This is a genomic window from Thermodesulfobacteriota bacterium, from assembly GCA_040754335.1.
GTDB lineage: Bacteria > Desulfobacterota_D > UBA1144 > Nemesobacterales > UBA2774 > 2-12-FULL-53-21.
Genome location: JBFMCV010000001.1, coordinates 504694 through 522383 on the forward strand (window position 1 = coordinate 504694; position 17690 = coordinate 522383).

Consider the following 17690-nt stretch of genomic DNA (forward strand, 5'->3'; position numbering starts at 1 on the left):
GCCCGGATTAAAATTATACGGGTATACGTCGATAAGTCTCAAGCCGGATTCGCGCGCTGCCGTACTCGACGCTATTCTGCGTATCTATGGAGCTCCTGGGGCACGTACCATTCTATGGGGTCGACGCCCAGGGGATAGACCGTGACGTTCTCGAAGCGCTTGGCGACGGCGACGGTGGCCTTCCTGCAGAAGAGGAACGTGTAGGGCTGCTGGTCGTTCACGATCTCCGAGAACTTCCGGTAAAGCTCTATCCTCTTTTGTCTGTCGAACTCCTGCCTGGCCTGCTCGATCAGCCTGTCGGCCTCGGCGTTCTTAAACCCGACGAAGTTCGAGCCGCTCTCGGCCTGGGTCGAGCTCCATATCTGATATGGGTCGGACTCGACGCCCATCGACCAGGCGAGAGTGACCGCGTCGAATTTCCTTTCGTTGAGCCTGGTCGTAAATACCGCCCATTCGGTCTTCCGTATGTCCATTTTTATCCCCATCTTGTCGAGCTCTTCCTTGAGTATGGTAGCTATCTTCTCACCCGTTTCGGAGCCGCCCGGTATAAGGAACTCGAACGCGAACTTCACCCCGTCCTTATCCCTTATACCGTCGCCGTCGTGGTCGGTCCAGCCTGCCTCTTCGAGGAGCGACTTGGCCCGCGCGGGGTCGTAAGGGATGGGCTTTATGTCCTTATCGTATTCGGGGCTGTTTATGTAAAAGGGGTTCGTGACCACGGCCCCGAGGTCGAACATAATTTTGTTCAATATAAGCTCCCGGTTCACGAGGTGAGTCATGGCCCTCCTGACGCGCTTGTCGGAGAAAAAAGGCCTCGCCGAGTTCCATCCTATGTAGCTGTAGTTGGGCGTGTAGTAGCTAAACTTGTCGAAGTTCTTTTCGAAATCGGGGGAGCCCGTCTGCATCTCCCACTGTATGGGGGTGAGGCTCGCGACGTCGAGCTCCTCCCTTTTAAGCACCTGGAGAGCGACGGAGGGGTCGGTGATAATCCTGAACACGATTTTATTGATGTGAGGTTTTTCCCCCCAGTAGTCGGGGTTCTTTTCGAGCACTATCTCTCTCCCGGTCGTCCACTTCACGAACCTGAACGGGCCCGTGCCTACGGGAGCCCTTCCCGCGGGGTTCGTGTTGAAGTCCCCCTTTTCGAAAATGTGCCTGGGCACTATGGGGATTCCGCCGCAGAACTCGAGCGCGAGGAAGTAGGGCCTCGCGTAAGTGAACTTCACCGTGTGCTCGTCTATCGCCTCCACGTCCTTTATCTCCTGGTAGTAGCTCCGGAGCTGCGGTGCGTCGACTTTCGGGTCCATAATGGTCTTGTAGGAGTACACGATGTCATCGGCGGTGAACGGTACGCCGTCCTGCCACTTGATCCCCTCCCTTATTTTGAACGTGTACGTGAGCTTGTCGTCCGATATCGTCCAGGACTCGGCCAGGAGCGGTTTTAGTTCGAGTGTCGCGTTGTCCCGTTTGACGAGCGTTTCGTACACATTGCCCCCCGTTATTATCCCCTCGTAGGCGTCTGTCGCCGTGATGGGGTTGAGCGTCGCGGGCTCCGCACTAAGGTGGTAAATGAGCCAGTCGCCCTCGACGGGCCCGGTCGCGGTTTTGTCCGATGCGGATTCCGCCGGTGCGGTTTCATTTTTCTCTTCCCCGGATTTGCACGACAGGAGTCCGGATATTATGGCAATTCCCAGGAACGCTGATAGCAGTATTCTCTTCACATTAGTCTCCTTGAGTATGTCTGAATTGAGTTTGTCTGATTAATCGCTGCCCGCTTTATCTATGGACTTGAGTATCGGTTTTATGAGGTCGATGGGGAGAGGGAATACTATAGTCGTGTTCTTTTCCGATGACATCTCGAGAAGCGTCTGGAGGTATCTCAACTGTAAGGACATCGGGTTACGGGACAGGATATCGGATGCATCGGCGAGCTTGGTCGCAGCCTGGTACTCCCCTTCGGCGGAGATTACCTTAGCCCGCCTCTCTCTTTCGGCCTCCGCCTGGCGCGCCATGGCGCGCTGCATCTCCTGAGGCAGGTCGACGTACTTTACCTCGACCAGCGTGACTTTTATTCCCCAGGGGTCCGTGTGCTTGTCGAGGACCTCCTGGAGCTTGATGTTGAGGGTCTCCCTCTCGGCGAGGAGCTGGTCGAGCTCCACCTGTCCCAATATGCTCCTTAGAGTGGTCTGGGAGAGCTGTGAGGTCGCGTAGAGGTAATTCTCGACCTGTATTACCGCGTTTACGGGGTCGACGACGCGGAAATAGACGACTGCGTTCACTTTGACCGAGACGTTGTCCTTCGTGATTATGTCCTGCGGCGGCACGTCCATCGTGATCACCCTCAAGCTTATCTTTACCATCTTATCCACGATGGGGATGATCCAGTTGAATCCCGGCCCTTTGGGGGCAACTATCCTGCCGAGCCTGAATACGACGCCCCTCTCGTATTCCTTCAGGATTTTCACGCCCGAAAGTATGAGGATAACTATGATTCCTATGAATATTACAAGCGGTGAGAACATTTTTTGCCTCCTCGTCTATATGTGCTTATACCCTTTTTACCTTGAGCTTAAACCCCTTGAGCACTTCGACTACCTTTATCCTGTCCCCTTTCTGTATAGGCTGGTCGCTTTCGGCGTCCCAGTATTCCCCGTCGATATATATCTTACCCGCTGCCTGTATTTCGGATACGGCGATACCCTCCTTCCCTATGATACCTTCGAACCCCATACGGGGCGCAAGCTTCTGAGCCTTTATCAAATAGAATATTACGTAAGCGAAGAAGAGTCCGAAGGCGAGCGTCGAGGCGATGACGACGTCGAAGCCGACCCTCAGATCTGACTCCGGAGTGTCGAACAGAAGAAGCGCCCCGAGAGCGAAGCTTATGAGCCCGCCCAGGGCGAGCACACCGTGGCTCGTAACGTATATCTCCGCCACGAAGAGCGCAATGCCCAGGAGGAGAAGAGCTATGCCCGCGTAGTTGAAGGGCAGTATCTGGAACGAGACGAAACCCATGAGGAGGCACACAGCGCCCGCGACGCCCGGGAATACGAGGCCGGGGTTGTAGAATTCGAGCAGCAGCCCGAGCGAGCCCAGCGACAGGAGGAGGAACGCTATGTCAGGCGTGCTCACTATGTCGATGAACTTCTGCTTCGCGCTCATGGCGATCCTCGTTACCGCGGAGCCTTTCGTGCTGAGTATTCTTTCTCCGCCCGGGAGCTTCACCTTCCTGCCGTCTATCTCTTTGATAAGGCTCTCGAGGTCGGGCGCTATGAGGTCGATCACGTGTTTTCTGAGGGCCTCCGACGCCGTGATCGAGGAGCTTTTCCTTACGGCCTCGACCGCCCACTCGACGTTCCTCCCCCTCTCCTCGGCAATGCTCTCCATGAAGGACGAGGCGTAGTTCTCGAGCTTCTCGCCCATTATGTCCCTTGCGGGCTCTGCGTCCTCACCCACGCTGTCTTTCTTTTTTGCCGTTTTGTCTTCTTTTCCGTTATCCTCGTCCGGTTGTTCCTTTCTGCCGGGTTCTTCATTCTGTTGAGGCGAAAGTGAGACCGGGTGGGCGGCTCCTATGCTCGTGCCGGGGGCCATGGCCGCGATGTTCGCCGAGAGCGTGATGAACACGCCTGCGGACGTCGCGGAAGCCCCCTTGGGCGAGACGTAAACGACAACGGGGACCGGGGAGTTGAGTATGAGCTTCACTATTTCCTTGGTCGAGGTGAGGAGGCCGCCGGGCGTGTCGATGAGAATTATAAGCGCCTCCGCCGAGATTCTCTCCGATTCCTCAAGACCCGTGCGTATGTAATCGAGCGTCGCTGGATTGATCGTTCCGTTTATCTCTATTACGACGACCCCGTGAGGGGACGCGTCTTCTCCTGAGACTGGCTGAGGAGGTGATTGAGCGTCGGCGGCCGAGCGGAAAATTCCCGCGTAGTCTCCCGTGAAGAGGCAAAAAGCGAGTGTTGATAATATAATGGGAATCAGTCTGACCATGCCCGGACCCTAGTTTTAGTTTAGCCCCGGCGCGGGCAATCCGCAAGGAATAAGCCTTCACGCGCGGTGCGGCGGTGCACGGTCAGGGCTCCCGTATCGGCCTTGTAATTCCAAAGCCCCTGATTATAATTCTCCCCATGGCTACGAAAATTAAATACACGCAGAAAGAGCTGAAAGGGCCGGATAAATTCAGCAGCACCGTTATCGCGGGCTTCGAATATTTCTCCGACCATTCGAAAAAGATTGTTCTGATAGTGGTTGCGGTGATCGCCGTGCTCGTCGCGGCTTACATCCTGCAGGGGATGAGGGAGAACGAGGACGACGAGGCGGCCAATATGTTCAATTCCGCCGTAGAGCAGTTCGACGCCGGGAACGAGCAGGAAGCGCTTAACGGGTTCCTCGCTGTGAGAAAAGAGTTCCCGGACAATAAAATAACGAAGATCGCTCTCTATTACGCGGGCGTCATAAATTTCAGGCTCGGGAATTACGACGAGTCCATAAACGACCTCAACGAATTTCTGAATTCGGGCGTCGACGAAGACCTGCTCATACAGTCGGCGCTGCTCACGCAGGGGCTCGCGAGGTTCGAGCAGGGGAAGTGGCAGCAGGCGGTCGAGTTCCTTTCGCAGTTCGAGAAGATGCCCGAAGGGCCTATACGCGACCGCGCCAGGATCCATCTCGCCATGTCCTACGAGAAACTGGGGCAGCCGCAGAAGGCTGAAGCGATATATAAAGACCTTTATAAAAGACCCGCGGCCATGAACCCGGGCGTGTCTCCTGTGAACGTGAACCCTTCATCGGGGAAGGGAGATAATTGATTTCCCTCTGATTTAATTCCAGGCGGGTCCCGAAGAATACTTAATTCGTCTCTCTAATGACCTTGGCGGATATCCAGCCTTCTTTTCCGTCGGGGGCCTGTATCTTGACCCACCTGCCCTGTTTTTCGCCGAGCCCCTTGAACACGTCGCCCTCTTTCACTACGGTAACGACGTCGTTCCCCATTCCGGGGCCGCTCCTCACGTTGGCGCCTACGCCTATGACCGTGTAATTTACGGAGGCTCCGGCCGTCGGCTCCGCGGGCCGGGTTTCGGGCTGATTTTCCGTCTTCAGCGGTAGTGAAGGCGGTTTAACCTCTGCCGCTTCTTCCGCCTTTTCGCCGTCGATGACGGCTTCAGGCTTGGCGATGGGTAATATATTATTGTTCTGCTTGACGGCGTCTGCGGCTTTCCCGGGCGCTTCCGGGGCTATGACCTCTTCTTTCGTGACGGCTGCGGGGGCTTGAGCCGCGGGTTCTTTCCGCGCTTCCGTAGCGGAATAGGTCTTAACGCCCGAGACCGGGACCTCTTCCACTCCCCACATCCTCATGAGCATGTCGTAGAAAAGGACGCCCACTATTACGCCTAGAATCACGAGACCCGCGCCGATGACGTACGAGTTCTTTATCTTCGTTTCTTTGTCGTCCTCGGCGGAAGCGGTCTTGGGAGTCGATTTGATCTCGGGCTTGGCCTTGGGTGTGGCTGCTGCCTGCGGCGGGGCTTTCCGAGGTGTTTCTTTTCTCGGCTCGTCAGGGCCTATATAGTCTATATTCCTCGCCCTGGGCGTTTCGGCCTCGGCGGGTTTTACGGTCTCGGGCTGCCGGAGAGAGGGCTTCACGTAGTCGATCCCTGTCACTTCTTCCGTCTTTCCTTTTTCGTCGATGCCCGAGCCGTTCGATTCGGCGACGCGCGCTATCTCTTTCTGAAGCTCCCTGAGCTTGAGGTCGAGGTCGGTCTGGGAGGCCCCCAGCTGGAGGTTGTAGACGGAATAAATAGAATCGAGCTTCTGCAGATACTCGTTCTTGTTCTTTTCGATATCGCCGCTTATCTCGTTAAGGTAATCCCTTATTTCGTAGACAATACCAGCGACCGAGGCGGGGGTAAGCGGGGATTCCCTGGGGGTGGCGAACAGATTTTCGGAGTCGGCGGCAGGGGCGGGCTCGCGCGACTTCCTTTCAAGATCCAAAAGCCTGATGGTGAAATCGCTTAACCTGAGCTTGTATTTGTCCGTGAGCGCCTGAATGAACGTAATCTGTCCTTTGTAGAGCTCCTTCGACTGGGAAATAAGATTGAGAGTCTTTATGAGACGGAGGAGCTCGAGCTCAAAGTTAGCAGATATCCGCTTCAGGTTCTCCTGAGCGAGATCTTTATCTATATCCCCTTTCATCTGGACCCACCTGTAAGTTCAAATATAGTATATATGCACAAAGATGGAAATAGTAAATTTTATTTGACGGCGGACCTGCCGCGGGTGGGCGGGTTTGGGCGGCAATAAATTCTTTAATACGGGATAATTAACGGGAGTGATCAGCAGGGTTTTATCTTGGATTTAAGGAGGGTCTTGAGCCTTTCCCTGATCTCGGGGGTTACGAAGGGCCTGTCCTTAAGCTTCCCCGTGAGCTCGAGCATCCTTTTATACGTGTCCACGAACGCCCTGCACTCTGGACACTCGGACGCGTGCTTCTCCAGCTCCTCGAGAGTCTTCATGTCGAGCTCGTTGTCTATGTAACCCATTATATTGTCGACTAAATCCTTACACATGAACATATCGTATTCTCTCCGGGGCGGGGAAGGCTATCGTACGTTGGCCGTTTCCGGGTCGCAGTTCCGGACGGGTATGCAGAATCCCTCCGCCTTTCGTATACGGCTGCGGCCGCTCCCTCCTTTAAATTTAGATGTAAAAACGTGGCGGATGACTCAGCGGCCCTATCTTCGCCTCCGCACGATGCTTCATTATATACCCTAAGCAACCTTGTTGAAAGCACGGCACGTATTTAATGTTCCCTGTGCGGCTTCAAATAGGCGCGGATTACAATTATAATTTCATGTGTAAACTATAAATGAACGGCCGGGTTCCGTTTTTACGCTGCGGAAGGGGCGGCTCCTTTGAGAGGCTGCTCCCGACGGGAAATTCTTGATACCTGTCCCGAAAGAGGACGGCGATTACTACTTCAGGTTCCGGAGGGAAAATATAATGTTCGAGAAACCCGCTACGATCGGGCAGCTTAAGGCAAGCGAATACAGGGTGCTCTCGGTCAGGGAGGAGATGAGGAAGAACCTCATCGACAAGCTGAGAAGGGGCGAGACCCCGTTCCCCGGGGTGATAGGCTACGAAGACACGGTCATCCCTCAGGTCGAGACTGCGATACTCGCGGGCCACGACATTATATTCATAGGCGAGAGAGGGCAGGCGAAGTCCCGCCTCATCAGGTCACTCGTGAACCTCCTGGACGAAGAAATTCCCGTTATAAAAGGCGGCGAGCTAAACGACGACCCTTACTCGCCCGTAACGAAATACTGCCGGGAACTCGTCGAAAGGTACGGGGACGATACCGAGATAGAGTGGATAGGGAGGGAAGCGAGGTACAGCGAGAAGCTGGCCACTCCCGACGTTTCGGTCGCGGACCTGATCGGCGAAGTAGACCCCATAAAGGTCGCCGAGGGCAGGTACCTGTCTGACGAGCTCACAATACATTTCGGGCTCATACCCAGGACCAACAGGGGCATCTTCGCCATAAACGAGCTGCCTGACCTGGTCGAAAAGGTACAGGTCGGGCTATTCAACGTCATGGAAGAGAAGGACATACAGATAAAGGGGTATAAGATCAGGCTCCCTCTCGACATATGCATTGTGGCGACGGCGAACCCTGAAGACTATACGAACAGGGGAAGGATAATCACGCCTCTCAAGGACAGGTTCCAGTCCCAGATAAGCACTCATTACCCGAGGACGCGCGAGATAGAAATCGTCATAATGGAGCAGGAGGCGTATGTGCCCGGCGGAGAGGGTTTCTCTCTCAGGGTGCCGAGGTTCATAAAGGAGATCATCGCCGAGATCTCGTTTCAGGCGAGGAGCTCTGGCGATATAAACCAGCGCTCGGGAGTGAGCGTCAGGACCACCATAGCGAACTACGAGAGCATAATGGCTGCCGCGGAAAAGAGGGGCATCGTGCTCGGGGAGCGCGAGATCGCGCCCAGGATTACGGACTTCCCTTCCATAGTGCCCTCCACGAGCGGCAAGATAGAGCTCGAATACCTCGGGGAAGATTCCACGGAAGGCGCCGTCGTGGAAAAGCTCATAAAGCGCTCGATCAAGACGGTGTTCGATTCGTATTTCCCGACGCTCGACGTGTTAGCCGACGTGATAAAGAGCTTCGAGCACGGCTACGTCGAGGTCGCGGACATGATGCCGTCCGAGGACTACATAATGGGAGTGAGGGAGATAAAGGGGCTCCAGGGCTGCGTCGATTCCCTCGGGGTCTCGGGGTCGCCCGCCGAGATCGCGGCCGCCGTCGAGTTCACGCTCGAAGGGCTTCATCTCAACAACAAGCTTAATAAGGAAAACGTCCGGGGAAAGATAATATACAAATGACCACCTTATACAGGTACCTCAAGTGGGACGGGAGCCAGCCCGGGTTCGACCTCGGCGCGGAGGATTTTTTCAGCGAGCTCTCGGACTACCTGATGGAGGGCTGGACCCCTGACGAGGCCTGCGAGTGGATACTGAAGCAGGGCCTCAAAGGGCAGAGCGTGAAGGTCATGGGGATAGACGACCTGCGCTCGGAGCTGAACGCGTGGAGGCAAAACTCGTACGACAGGTTCAATCCCGCGAAAGCGCTCGACGAGATAAAGGACGAGCTCGGCGAGATAGTGAGCCGGGAGCTTGCGCATTTAAACGAATCCCTTCCGTCAGGTTCGGACGAGCTTAGGGAGAGGCAAAAATTCCTGGGCGGCCTCGACCCGAGGCCGGGCCAGGCCATAGAAAGCCTGAGGGACTACGATTTCCTCGACGACGAGGCGGCGGACAGATTCAGAGCCCTTCTAGAAAGGCTCGAGGACATAAGGAAGGTCGAAAGGTTCATAAAGCGGTTCGGCGAGAAGTTCACGGGCGGGTCCCATATCTCTTTCGACGACCTGCTCGAGCTCATAGACAGGCTCGAGGAGTCCGAAAGGATCGAAAGGAGCCTCATATCCGGGAATTTTGACGACCTGGACGCGGGCCGCATGGACTGGCTCCTGAGCGGGGAAGGACAGAGGTCTCTACTCCTGCTCAAGAACTTCAAGTCGGCGCTCGAAAAATCGGGGTTCGTCAGGACGAGGGGGGAGCGTACCGAGCTCACGCCGAAAGGAATCAGGAAGTTAGGCGAAGGGGCGCTCACGGACGTCTTCTCGTCGCTAAAGCGGAATAAGATAGCCGAGCACGAGACCGGGTTGAGAGGGTCGGGCTCGGCAAGGCCCGAGGAATCGAAGGATTACGAGTTCGGGGACCCGTTCAACCTCAACATAGTGCAGACGCTGAAGAAGTCTCTCGCGAGGGAATCGGGCGGAAAGGGGATTAAGGTCGATCCGGAGGACTTCGAGGTCTTTGAGACGGAATACCAGACCCACGCCGCTACTGCGCTCCTCCTCGACCTCAGCTGGTCGATGAGCTTTCAGGGCAGGTTCCCGGCGGCGAAAAGGGTCGCGCTCGCGCTTGACCACCTCATACGGACGAAATATCCCAAGGACGACCTCCACATCATAGGGTTCTCGACGAGCGCGAGGAAGCTCAAAACGAAGGAGCTGGCCGTGACGACCTGGGACTCAAACGACCCGTTCACGAACATACAGGAGGCCCTCTCGGTCGCGGCAAGGACTTTATCGGCGTCGAGGAACACGAACAAGCAGATAATACTCATCACGGACGGCCAGCCGACGGCCTATTACCTGGACGGCTACCTCCAGGTGGAGCTGCCCATGTTCTTCGGCGGGCTCTCGCCGAGGGCTACGTTCGAGACGCTCAAGGAAGTGAAGCGCGTGACAGGGATGGGGATACGCATAAACACGTTCATGCTCGACGACAGCCCGTCGCTCAGGCGCTTCGTCGACGAGATGACGCGGATAAACAAGGGGCGCGCCTTCTTCACCACCCCCGAGCACCTGGGGAAGTACCTCTTCGTCGATTACTTGAAGCGGAAGAGGAAGGTGCTGTGATTTTTTAATTCTGTCATTGCGAGTGGAGATAACGCAGTTATCGAAGCGCGGCAATCTCTGTTTTTAAATTTCTTCATATAAGTCTTTCCAATCTTTATTCATTCTATTAATTAGTTCGATCTTTTTCATCCTCGATCCGGCTTTTATCTGTTTTTCCCTGCTTATCGCTCCATAGATATCCTCACATACTTCGTAATATATGAGTTTCGATACATTGTATTTTTTGGTAAAGCCCTCGACGAGCTTCTCTTTGTGTTCATATACCCTTCTTGTCAGGTCGTTTGTAACTCCTGTATATAGAACTCTATTGTTCTTATTCGTAAGAATATAGACGTAGTAGTATTTATTGTTCATAAAGGTAATTATAAACTGATAGAGATTGCCGCGCTTCGCTGACTACGTCAGCTGCGCTCGCAACGACAAAATAAAAATCAATCGCACTCATACGGCTTCGAGAGCGTGATGACCTTATCGAGGCCGGGGGTGAAGAAGCGGCGCTCGTGGTTCCGCGACCGGACGAGCATCTTGTCCGAGCCGCAGGCGAAGGTCAACACCCTCGACTGGGGCTCCTTTATGCCGCCCAGGTCGGGGCGTATGGACGATATCTCGATAAAAACCGTGCCGTTCAGTTTTTTCTGCTTCACTATCATGCCGAAGAGCTCCTGCGGCATGTGGAGGTGCCCCGAGAACCAGAGATCGACCTTGTATTCCCTGAGCACTTCCCTGAACCTTTTCGAGTCCGTTATCTGCCTCGCCTTAAGCCCCGAAAACGTAATGCCGCTCCCCTTGAGCGGCGCGTGAGTGACCGTTACGATTATCTTGTCCTGGTTGTTTATGACGAGGTCCTTCCACCACTCGAACGTCTCGTCCGATATCACAGTTGCCTTGCCCCTGTCCTCGTTCGACATGAAGATAAACAGTATGTTCCCCTTCTCTACGGTGTAATGCGGTTTCTCCTTGAGCTTCGCCTGGAATATTTGCCCCTTGTCCGTCTTGTAGTCGTGGTTCCCTATTATCTCGTGCCATTCCCTGATATAGGACTTCTCCCTTGCCTCGATGTACAGGTCGTAGCTCACCTCTCTCGGAAAATGGACTACGTCTCCGGCGTTGAAAGCCATGTCTACGTCCGGGACGTTCTCGTTGATGTCCGCGACCGCATTTCTAAACGGCTTTGTGCTCCCCTCGTACTTGATATGCGTGTCTGAGAGCGCCCAGACCGTAAGCGTTTCGTCGGGGACGTACCAGTCTGCGGCGGCGAGCTCCTTGCCCGTCGATGGCCCTACCTGGCATGACGTGAGCGCGAATATGAGAAGGAGAAGCAAGGGTATTAGACGTTTATTCATTCCCGGTAGTAAATACGAGGTCAGGAGGCCGCCCGGATAGGAGATGCCAATGCCTCCCCGGCCGATATGCCGGTGATCACGGCTTCAATTTCTTCCCCCGGCTCGTGCTCACCGCCCGTAAGCCTTACGGGTATGTAGTTGGGAGTCGTGCCCTTCCCTCCCTTCTCTACGAGCACGGGGAGCGTGCGTCCTATGAAACGGCCGTAGAATTCGGCTTTCTTTCTGAGTCCGAGCTCCCGGAGCCGCGCGCTCCTTTCCTTTATCGTCCCCGGCGGCACCTGTCCGGGCATGGACGCTGCGGGCGTGGACCTCCGTTTCGAATACGGGAATACATGGAAGTAAGTGAGCGCCGACTGCCCTGCGGTCTCGTACGTGTTCACGAATTCCTCTTCCGTCTCTCCGGGGAAACCGACCATTATGTCCGAGCCTATGGCCGCGTCGGGCATAGTCTCCCGGATGAGGTTCGTAATTGCGAGGAAGCTGTCGGGGGCGTAGCGCCTCCTCATCCTTTTCAATACACCGGCGTCCCCGCTCTGGAGCGCGATGTGGAATTGAGGGCATATGGTCTCTGACCCGGCGATGAACTCGATGAGCGAAGGCTCCGTATCGGCCGGGTCGAGAGAGGTGAGCCTCACGCGCCTCACTATCTTCTCCCGCTCTATCGCCCGGACCAGCTCCCCGAAGCTCGAGCCTATGTCCCTCCCGTAGCTCGCTATGTGGACTCCGGTGAGGACTATCTCTTTATACCCGGCCTCTGCGAGCTTCTCCATCCTGCGGAGTATCTCGTCTATGGACAAGCTCCTCGACCTGCCCCTCGCCCGAGGTATTATGCAGAATGTGCATGCGTAGTTGCAGCCGTCCTGCACCTTTAAAAACGCCCTTGTCCTTCCGGGGAAAAACTCTATGCCCGGCGTCTCGAACCCCTTTTTCTTCTCCCTGAATATGTCGGAAATGTAGAGTTTCGGCTCGCTCTGGGTCTCCCCCTCCCTTATGACTCTCAGGAGCTCCGAGAACTTGTGCGAGTTGCCTATGACGTAATCGGCGTCGGTAATATCCTTTATCTCGTCAGCCGATACCTGTGCGTAGCAGCCCGTTACGACGACGACCCCTTCCGGGTTGGCCCTGCGCGCCCTGTGTATGTAATGCCTCGCCTCGGCGTCGGCCTTGTGCGTCACCGTGCACGTGTCTATCACGTAAACGTCCGCCTTTTCGGGGAAAGGGACCCTCACGTACTTGCTCTTGGGGAGCCTGTTTAGGATAGCGGCCGTATCGTACTGGTTCACCTTGCAGCCGAGGGTCACGACGGAGATGCTCTTCACTGGGGGAGCACCTCTCTGATCCATCCGCCGCCGAGCACCCTGTCTCCGCTGTAGAACACGACCGCCTGGCCGGGGGTGATGGCCCTCTGGGGGTCTTTGAACTCGACCATGCCCCCGGACGGGCCCCACATCCTGAGTGTAGCAGCACTCTCGGGGTGCCTGTACCTGACCTTCGCCTTTACTTCAATTATACCGTCTAACATATTGTCGATATATGCATTATCTACCCATGTTATATTTTCGGCAACGAGTTTCATCCCGTAGAGCTCGTCTTTCTCCCCGACGTAGACCCGGTTTGCGCCGGGATCTATGCGGGTGACGTACATTGGCTTGCCGGCGGCTATGCCGAGGCCCCTCCTCTGCCCGACCGTGAAGGAGAAGACGCCTTTATGCGTCCCGAGCACGTCGCCCCTGGAGTTCAATATATCGCCCTTCGCTTCGGTGAATGCGGACCTGGCAGTGAGATAATCCCTGTAATTCCCGTCAGGGACGAAGCAGACTCCCGTGCTGTCGGGCTTTTCCGCCTGCCTGAGCCCGAAGCCCTTGGCTATATCCCTGACCTCGTCCTTGGTCATGTCCCCGAGGGGAAACATCAGGCGGGAGAGCTCTTTTTGTGTAAGCGTGTAGAGGAAATAGGTCTGGTCCTTCGATTCGTCCGCTGCCTTCCTGAGCGAGAGCCGTCCTCCGGCGTCCCTTTCTATCTTCGCGTAATGCCCTGTCGCCAGGTAATCCGCCCCGAGGTCGAGAGCCTTCTGCAGAAGGAGGTCGAACTTTACGTGCTTGTTGCAGAGCACGCACGGGATGGGGGTCTTGCCCGACATGTACTTGTCCACGTAATCTGTGAGGACGTATCTATCGAACTCCTCCGTGAAGTTGACGACGTAATGGGGGAATCCGAGAGAGGAAGCCGCCCTCCTCGCGTCCACGACCTGGTCGAGGGAGCAGCACCCCCCTTCCGCTTCTCCATACTCCAGAAGCTGCATGGTAATGCCTATGACGTCGTGGCCTTCCTTTTTGAGAAGCGCCGCTGCAGTGGTGCTGTCTACGCCGCCGCTCATGGCGACGACTATGCGCTTTCTGTCCATAATAGTGTCAGAAAGATTACCCTAGGCGCGAAAATGAGACAAATCCTTGTGGATACAGGCGTGCTGTCCTGCCCGGACGGGATTCCTACCCGAATTGTAGGAGCGGCTTCCAGCCGCGACACACGTAGTGTGGTTTATGAAAAGACGAGATTCCCGATTTGTTAATGAGATTTTTTAATTCCCTCCTTTCGTAAAGGAGGGTTAGGGTGGATTTTTCTTATAAATCCCCCATAATCCCCCTTTTTCTAAGGGGGAAAATAAATGGCATTCTCAGGACGAACGGATTTGGTTTCGTTGTTGATGGTGGATGAGGTAAGCGATTTCTCAGACCACGCCCTCTTCGACGCCGACTATGGAGTAGTAGTGATCGTTCCCGAGCTTGAGCTCCCGGGCCTCGACGAAATCTTTCACAAGCGCGTATATGTCGGCCGACACGATGACTCTCCACACTGGCGCTACCGTGCATATCCTCCTCGCCATGTCCGTAACCTCCTTCACGCCGTGGGGCATGCCGGAGTCATCATATACGGGGACGGACTTCATGCCTATGCCTATCTTCCCGCTTATCGCGGCCTTGCCCTCTATCTTCCGCTCCCTCGTTATGCTGGCCAGGAGCTGGAGCACCTCGACGGCCGAGCACACGGCTTTTAACTCCGCGTTCACCTGCTCTTCGGGGGCGTTGAAGAACGCCACTATCTCGTCCTTGAGAAGCGCCTCGATGACGCCTCCGTAGTTGGATATTATGGCTGAGGCTGCTTTCCTGTAATCGGCCAGGAACGCGTTGAACTCCGCCGGCTTGAGCGTGTTCGAGAGCTCATTGAAGTCGGCTATCTTCGCTACGACGACCGTGACGTTCCGGGGCCTCGCGTGGATTTCCTCTTCCTCGTCTTCTTCGTCGCGGGCGGATATGAGAGTCGGCTGGAACGGCGGCAGCTCTTCCTCGACGTCCTCCCTCCGCTTCATGCGGTCTACCATCTGGTTGAAGGTCTCATACGCCCTTATCGTTGCCACGTCGTCTGACGATTCGGGGTCGAGTCTGGCTCCTGCCAGGTCTCCGCGCGCGACACTCTTCATCGCCGCGATGAGCTTCTCCATCGCTTCGTTCCTTCCACCCGAGAAGAGAGACAATATGAATATGATCACTACAGCGACCGCTATGCCTATGAGCGCGCTCCACATGAGGGACGACAGTATGAGGCTCTTCCAGTCCTTCCCCGCGACGCCGAGCACGATAGTGTTGTTCTCGGGCGTGCTTATCGGTATGATCTCCAGGCCTTCCGACTCTTCGCCGCCGAAGCTTTCGAGGAGTATCCCTTCCGCGTTGAGCAGTTTTATATAGACTATGTCGCTTCTCGAATTGAGTATGTCCTTCGAGGTGTCGGCGAAGCTCTTGCCCGTGCCCTCGAAGAGCCTTGCCAGCTCCTGTCCCCTTTCTTCCGTGATAGTGGTGGTGAAATAGTAAGAGTTAAAGAGAGAGATCAATACCGATATCAGGATGAAGATGAAAGCGAGAACGAGCGCGTTTCCCGAATACAGATTCCCTATCCTGGACTTTAATCCCATTTACCTCGTTTCTCCGGCTGTCTGATCGGACGCGCCGCGCAAGCGGGGATGGCATCCGTCTCTGGTGTATATCTGAAAAGAAAAAGCTACCTTCATAATACTGGCAAAAATTTACCTAGTAAAGATAAATTTTAACAGAGTGTTAAGAAAATTCCCGGCGTCTTATTCGCGCCTGAGGCGCGCGCGAAACCGTCATGCAGGTGGGGATTGATTCTGGGGGATGCCGGGCCTGATTCTCCCGATGGTGTGCCGGACGGCTGCCGGTCTCGAAGTTTGTCCGGTTTCCTGGGACCGTGCCTAAGCCTCTTTGGGCTGTATATTGATTCTGGTCTTGGTTTTTTCGAACGTCTGAAACTCGACGACCCCGTCCTTGAGCGCGAAGAGGGTGTGGTCGCGTCCTATTCCGACGTGGAGCCCGGGGTGGAACTTCGTGCCGCGCTGCCTCACGAGTATGTTCCCCGCCCTGACCGACTCGCCGCCGAACTTCTTGAGGCCGAGCCTCCTGCCTATCGAGTCTCTACCGTTTTTAGAACTTCCGCCGCCTTTTTTTGTTGCCATGTTAAGTTATCTCCCCGCTTTACTTTGAAATATCCGTGATCTCGACCGATGTGAACTTCTGGCGGTGCCCCGTCTTTTTCCTGAAGTCCTTCCTTCTCCTGAACTTGAATACTACGAGCTTCTCGCCCTTCTTCGTGCCGAGTATCTTCGCCTTGACTACCGCGCTGTCGACGACGGGCGAGCCTACTGTCGTGCCGCCTTCGTCCGCAACCAGCAGTACTTCCTTGAATTCCACCTCGTCGCCGGGGTTTCCGTCCAGCAATTCTACGTCGATCACGTCGCCCTTGTTCACGCTGTACTGTTTTCCGCCGGTCTTTATTACCGCCTGCATGATATACTCCTCCCGCTTGTGTGAAAGGGAAAATTATTCATATTAATGGCGAGTTGTCAAATTTTTTAAAGCACGTGATACGGAAGACGAAGAAGCTCGCGCTTCTTCATGAGCGCGTTTTTGTTTTTTGCGCGCTTCTTTTATTACTGTGTATTCCTTCCCTGTGCTTCCTTCAACTGTGTATTCCTTAGTGTTCATATTTTGAACACCCGGGTGTTCATATTCTGAATAGGGGTGTTCATATTCTGAACAGGTGGGTGACGTTTTGTTCACCCTCCCCGGCTCGTGTGACGCGCCGCTCGCGGGACTTCCGGTTTAAGGAAACCACGCTTAAAAGCGGCCGCTTGAATCACAGGCCGAACCAGCGGGCGCGCCGGCTGGAACCGAAATGCTCTTTCTCTGACCGCAAGGCGACTGAAGGCTCGTGGTAGGTGCCCGTAGGCGAAGGCCCCGAGAAGAAATCCACGTCCACACGCCCTATCCGTCCGCCGCCGAACTCGATGTAGCATGAGCCCGCGCCGTTGTAACCGCCGGGCTGCACGCCTCCCCTTATGTGCGCGGTCAGCGAAGCCGCGACGGCGCGTGCCGCCCCCTCCGCGAAAACGCCTGCCTTGGGCGTCCCGGTATTAGCAATGTCGCCAATCGCGTAGACCCCGGCGAACCGTGTTTCGAGCGTCCTCGGGTTTACAGGGACCCAGCCGTTCTCGGCCATGCCGCTCGACTCGACGACCTCAGGCGCGCGGTGCCTGGGCACGCCCAGGTACAGTTCGTAGGGCAGCTCGCTGCCGTCGTCAAGCACCGCGGACCTTCGTCCGGGGTCGAGCGACGCGACGCGGCGTCCTGGGACGAACCTGATGCCGCGCTCCGCAAAGGCTGCGACGAGGGCCCTGGAAGTATCCGGCGACGGCGGCACCGGGCTCCCGAACGGGAGCACCAGCGTGATTTCGCATTTGCCGCGGACTCCCCTTTCCGTAAGATAATCGTGCAGAAGAAGCGCGCATTCGCTGGGGGCTGGCGGGCACTTGAACGGCGCTGCGGAAACGCCGATGATTGCGCTGCCCTTCGAGAAATTTTGAAGCGCACGCCGCAGCCGCTCCGACCCGGCCACGGAGTAAAACTCGCTCCCCTCCTCGGCCAGTCCCGGTGTGGCGTCGAGGTCATAGTCTGCTCCGAGCGCAACGATCAGGAAATCGGACTCATAGCTGCCGGCGTCTGTCGTGACGCGCCGCGCGTCCGGATCGATCGACGTAATCGTCTGCTGGAGAAAGCGTACGCCGGGTTTTACGAATCTGCTGTAAGGCAGGCGGACCGCATCAGGCTCCTTCAGTCCGAACATCACGTCGAGCTTCGAATAGCCGAAAATAAAGTGGCCGCTCTTGTCGATGAGGGTCACATCGACCTCATCTCCGAACGTCTCCGACAGCAGAGTGGCGAGCTCGAGGCCTCCGAAACCCGCTCCAAGAATCAGGACGCGCGTCTTCATAGAAATA

General features: G+C 55.8%; 16 protein-coding genes. 3 read left to right on the top strand and 13 right to left on the bottom strand.

The genetic code is table 11. From position 1 onward, the window contains the following. Positions 1–71: 71 nt before the first annotated feature. From AB1598_02405 to AB1598_02415, 3 genes are read right to left on the bottom strand one after another with little or no spacing between them, the layout of a single operon-like run. Positions 72–1721, bottom strand: coding sequence for a peptide-binding protein (locus AB1598_02405; GenBank protein MEW6143848.1), 1650 nt, complete (start codon positions 1719–1721; stop codon positions 72–74). A gap of 39 nt (positions 1722–1760) precedes the next feature. After that, positions 1761–2522: a slipin family protein gene (locus tag AB1598_02410; protein MEW6143849.1), complete on the bottom strand. Its 762-nt coding sequence runs from the start codon at positions 2520–2522 to the stop codon at positions 1761–1763. A 25-nt stretch (positions 2523–2547) separates the two neighbouring features. Continuing rightward, positions 2548–3993, bottom strand: a complete 1446-nt coding sequence (locus AB1598_02415; GenBank protein MEW6143850.1) for a nodulation protein NfeD — start codon at positions 3991–3993, stop codon at positions 2548–2550. A gap of 137 nt (positions 3994–4130) precedes the next feature. Between AB1598_02415 and AB1598_02420 the strand changes: the two genes are divergently transcribed. Then, positions 4131–4811, top strand: a complete 681-nt coding sequence (locus tag AB1598_02420; protein ID MEW6143851.1) for a tetratricopeptide repeat protein — start codon at positions 4131–4133, stop codon at positions 4809–4811. 40 nt (positions 4812–4851) lie between these two features. On the opposite strand, the gene AB1598_02425 is transcribed toward AB1598_02420, so the two are convergent. Next, positions 4852–6195 (bottom strand): SH3 domain-containing protein, encoded by a 1344-nt coding sequence (locus AB1598_02425; GenBank protein ID MEW6143852.1) that lies wholly within the window; start codon positions 6193–6195, stop codon positions 4852–4854. Positions 6196–6335: 140 nt separating this feature from the next. Continuing rightward, complete coding sequence (locus AB1598_02430) at positions 6336–6575, bottom strand: zf-HC2 domain-containing protein (protein MEW6143853.1); 240 nt, start codon at positions 6573–6575, stop codon at positions 6336–6338. Positions 6576–7002: 427 nt separating this feature from the next. On the opposite strand from AB1598_02430, the gene AB1598_02435 reads away from it, so the two are divergent. After that, the gene (locus AB1598_02435) at positions 7003–8400 is read left to right on the top strand and encodes a magnesium chelatase (protein MEW6143854.1); all 1398 of its coding nucleotides are present in this window, start codon (positions 7003–7005) and stop codon (positions 8398–8400) included. After that, on the top strand, positions 8397–10001 hold the full coding sequence (locus AB1598_02440) for a VWA domain-containing protein (GenBank protein MEW6143855.1): 1605 nt from the start codon (positions 8397–8399) through the stop codon (positions 9999–10001). Before AB1598_02435 ends, AB1598_02440 begins: the two co-directional genes overlap by 4 nt. A 63-nt stretch (positions 10002–10064) precedes the next feature. Here AB1598_02440 and AB1598_02445 read toward each other — a convergent pair whose 3' ends face one another. The 8 genes from AB1598_02445 to AB1598_02480 all read right to left on the bottom strand — a co-directional run bounded on the left by AB1598_02445 (position 10065) and on the right by AB1598_02480 (position 17683). Further along, positions 10065–10355, bottom strand: coding sequence for a GIY-YIG nuclease family protein (locus tag AB1598_02445; GenBank protein MEW6143856.1), 291 nt, complete (start codon positions 10353–10355; stop codon positions 10065–10067). A gap of 77 nt (positions 10356–10432) precedes the next feature. Then, positions 10433–11344, bottom strand: a complete 912-nt coding sequence (locus tag AB1598_02450; GenBank protein ID MEW6143857.1) for a metallophosphoesterase — start codon at positions 11342–11344, stop codon at positions 10433–10435. Between the two features lie 20 nt (positions 11345–11364). Beyond that, entirely contained in the window at positions 11365–12687 is a 1323-nt protein-coding gene (gene mtaB / locus AB1598_02455) for a tRNA (N(6)-L-threonylcarbamoyladenosine(37)-C(2))-methylthiotransferase MtaB (protein ID MEW6143858.1), read from the bottom strand. Continuing rightward, positions 12660–13748 carry a tRNA 2-thiouridine(34) synthase MnmA gene (mnmA, locus tag AB1598_02460; GenBank protein MEW6143859.1) on the bottom strand — a complete coding sequence of 363 codons (1089 nt, stop codon included), beginning with the start codon at positions 13746–13748 and terminating at the stop codon, positions 12660–12662. Before mnmA ends, mtaB begins: the two co-directional genes overlap by 28 nt. Positions 13749–14072: 324 nt before the next feature. Further along, the gene (locus AB1598_02465; protein ID MEW6143860.1) at positions 14073–15311 is read right to left on the bottom strand and encodes a hypothetical protein; all 1239 of its coding nucleotides are present in this window, start codon (positions 15309–15311) and stop codon (positions 14073–14075) included. 297 nt (positions 15312–15608) lie between these two features. Further along, a complete protein-coding gene (gene rpmA, locus AB1598_02470; protein ID MEW6143861.1) occupies positions 15609–15869 on the bottom strand; it encodes a 50S ribosomal protein L27 in 261 nt (86 codons plus the stop codon). A gap of 19 nt (positions 15870–15888) precedes the next feature. After that, positions 15889–16200 carry a 50S ribosomal protein L21 gene (rplU, locus tag AB1598_02475; GenBank protein ID MEW6143862.1) on the bottom strand — a complete coding sequence of 104 codons (312 nt, stop codon included), beginning with the start codon at positions 16198–16200 and terminating at the stop codon, positions 15889–15891. A 349-nt stretch (positions 16201–16549) separates the two neighbouring features. Further along, positions 16550–17683 carry an FAD-dependent oxidoreductase gene (locus tag AB1598_02480; protein MEW6143863.1) on the bottom strand — a complete coding sequence of 378 codons (1134 nt, stop codon included), beginning with the start codon at positions 17681–17683 and terminating at the stop codon, positions 16550–16552. Between the last annotated feature and the right edge of the window lie 7 nt (positions 17684–17690).

Excerpts from the sequence above, each read along its gene's own strand:
- AB1598_02410 (MEW6143849.1), bottom strand. The coding sequence starts at position 2,522 with ATGTTCTCACCGCTTGTAATATTCATAGGAATCATAGTTATCCTCATA.
- AB1598_02415 (MEW6143850.1), bottom strand. The coding sequence starts at position 3,993 with ATGGTCAGACTGATTCCCATTATATTATCAACACTCGCTTTTTGCCTC.
- AB1598_02420 (MEW6143851.1), top strand. The coding sequence starts at position 4,131 with ATGGCTACGAAAATTAAATACACGCAGAAAGAGCTGAAAGGGCCGGAT.
- AB1598_02425 (MEW6143852.1), bottom strand. The coding sequence starts at position 6,195 with ATGAAAGGGGATATAGATAAAGATCTCGCTCAGGAGAACCTGAAGCGG.
- AB1598_02430 (MEW6143853.1), bottom strand. The coding sequence starts at position 6,575 with ATGTTCATGTGTAAGGATTTAGTCGACAATATAATGGGTTACATAGAC.
- AB1598_02435 (MEW6143854.1), top strand. The coding sequence starts at position 7,003 with ATGTTCGAGAAACCCGCTACGATCGGGCAGCTTAAGGCAAGCGAATAC.
- AB1598_02440 (MEW6143855.1), top strand. The coding sequence starts at position 8,397 with ATGACCACCTTATACAGGTACCTCAAGTGGGACGGGAGCCAGCCCGGG.
- AB1598_02445 (MEW6143856.1), bottom strand. The coding sequence starts at position 10,355 with ATGAACAATAAATACTACTACGTCTATATTCTTACGAATAAGAACAAT.
- AB1598_02450 (MEW6143857.1), bottom strand. The coding sequence starts at position 11,344 with ATGAATAAACGTCTAATACCCTTGCTTCTCCTTCTCATATTCGCGCTC.
- mtaB (MEW6143858.1), bottom strand. The coding sequence starts at position 12,687 with ATGGATCAGAGAGGTGCTCCCCCAGTGAAGAGCATCTCCGTCGTGACC.
- mnmA (MEW6143859.1), bottom strand. The coding sequence starts at position 13,748 with ATGGACAGAAAGCGCATAGTCGTCGCCATGAGCGGCGGCGTAGACAGC.
- AB1598_02465 (MEW6143860.1), bottom strand. The coding sequence starts at position 15,311 with ATGGGATTAAAGTCCAGGATAGGGAATCTGTATTCGGGAAACGCGCTC.
- rpmA (MEW6143861.1), bottom strand. The coding sequence starts at position 15,869 with ATGGCAACAAAAAAAGGCGGCGGAAGTTCTAAAAACGGTAGAGACTCG.
- rplU (MEW6143862.1), bottom strand. The coding sequence starts at position 16,200 with ATGCAGGCGGTAATAAAGACCGGCGGAAAACAGTACAGCGTGAACAAG.
- AB1598_02480 (MEW6143863.1), bottom strand. The coding sequence starts at position 17,683 with ATGAAGACGCGCGTCCTGATTCTTGGAGCGGGTTTCGGAGGCCTCGAG.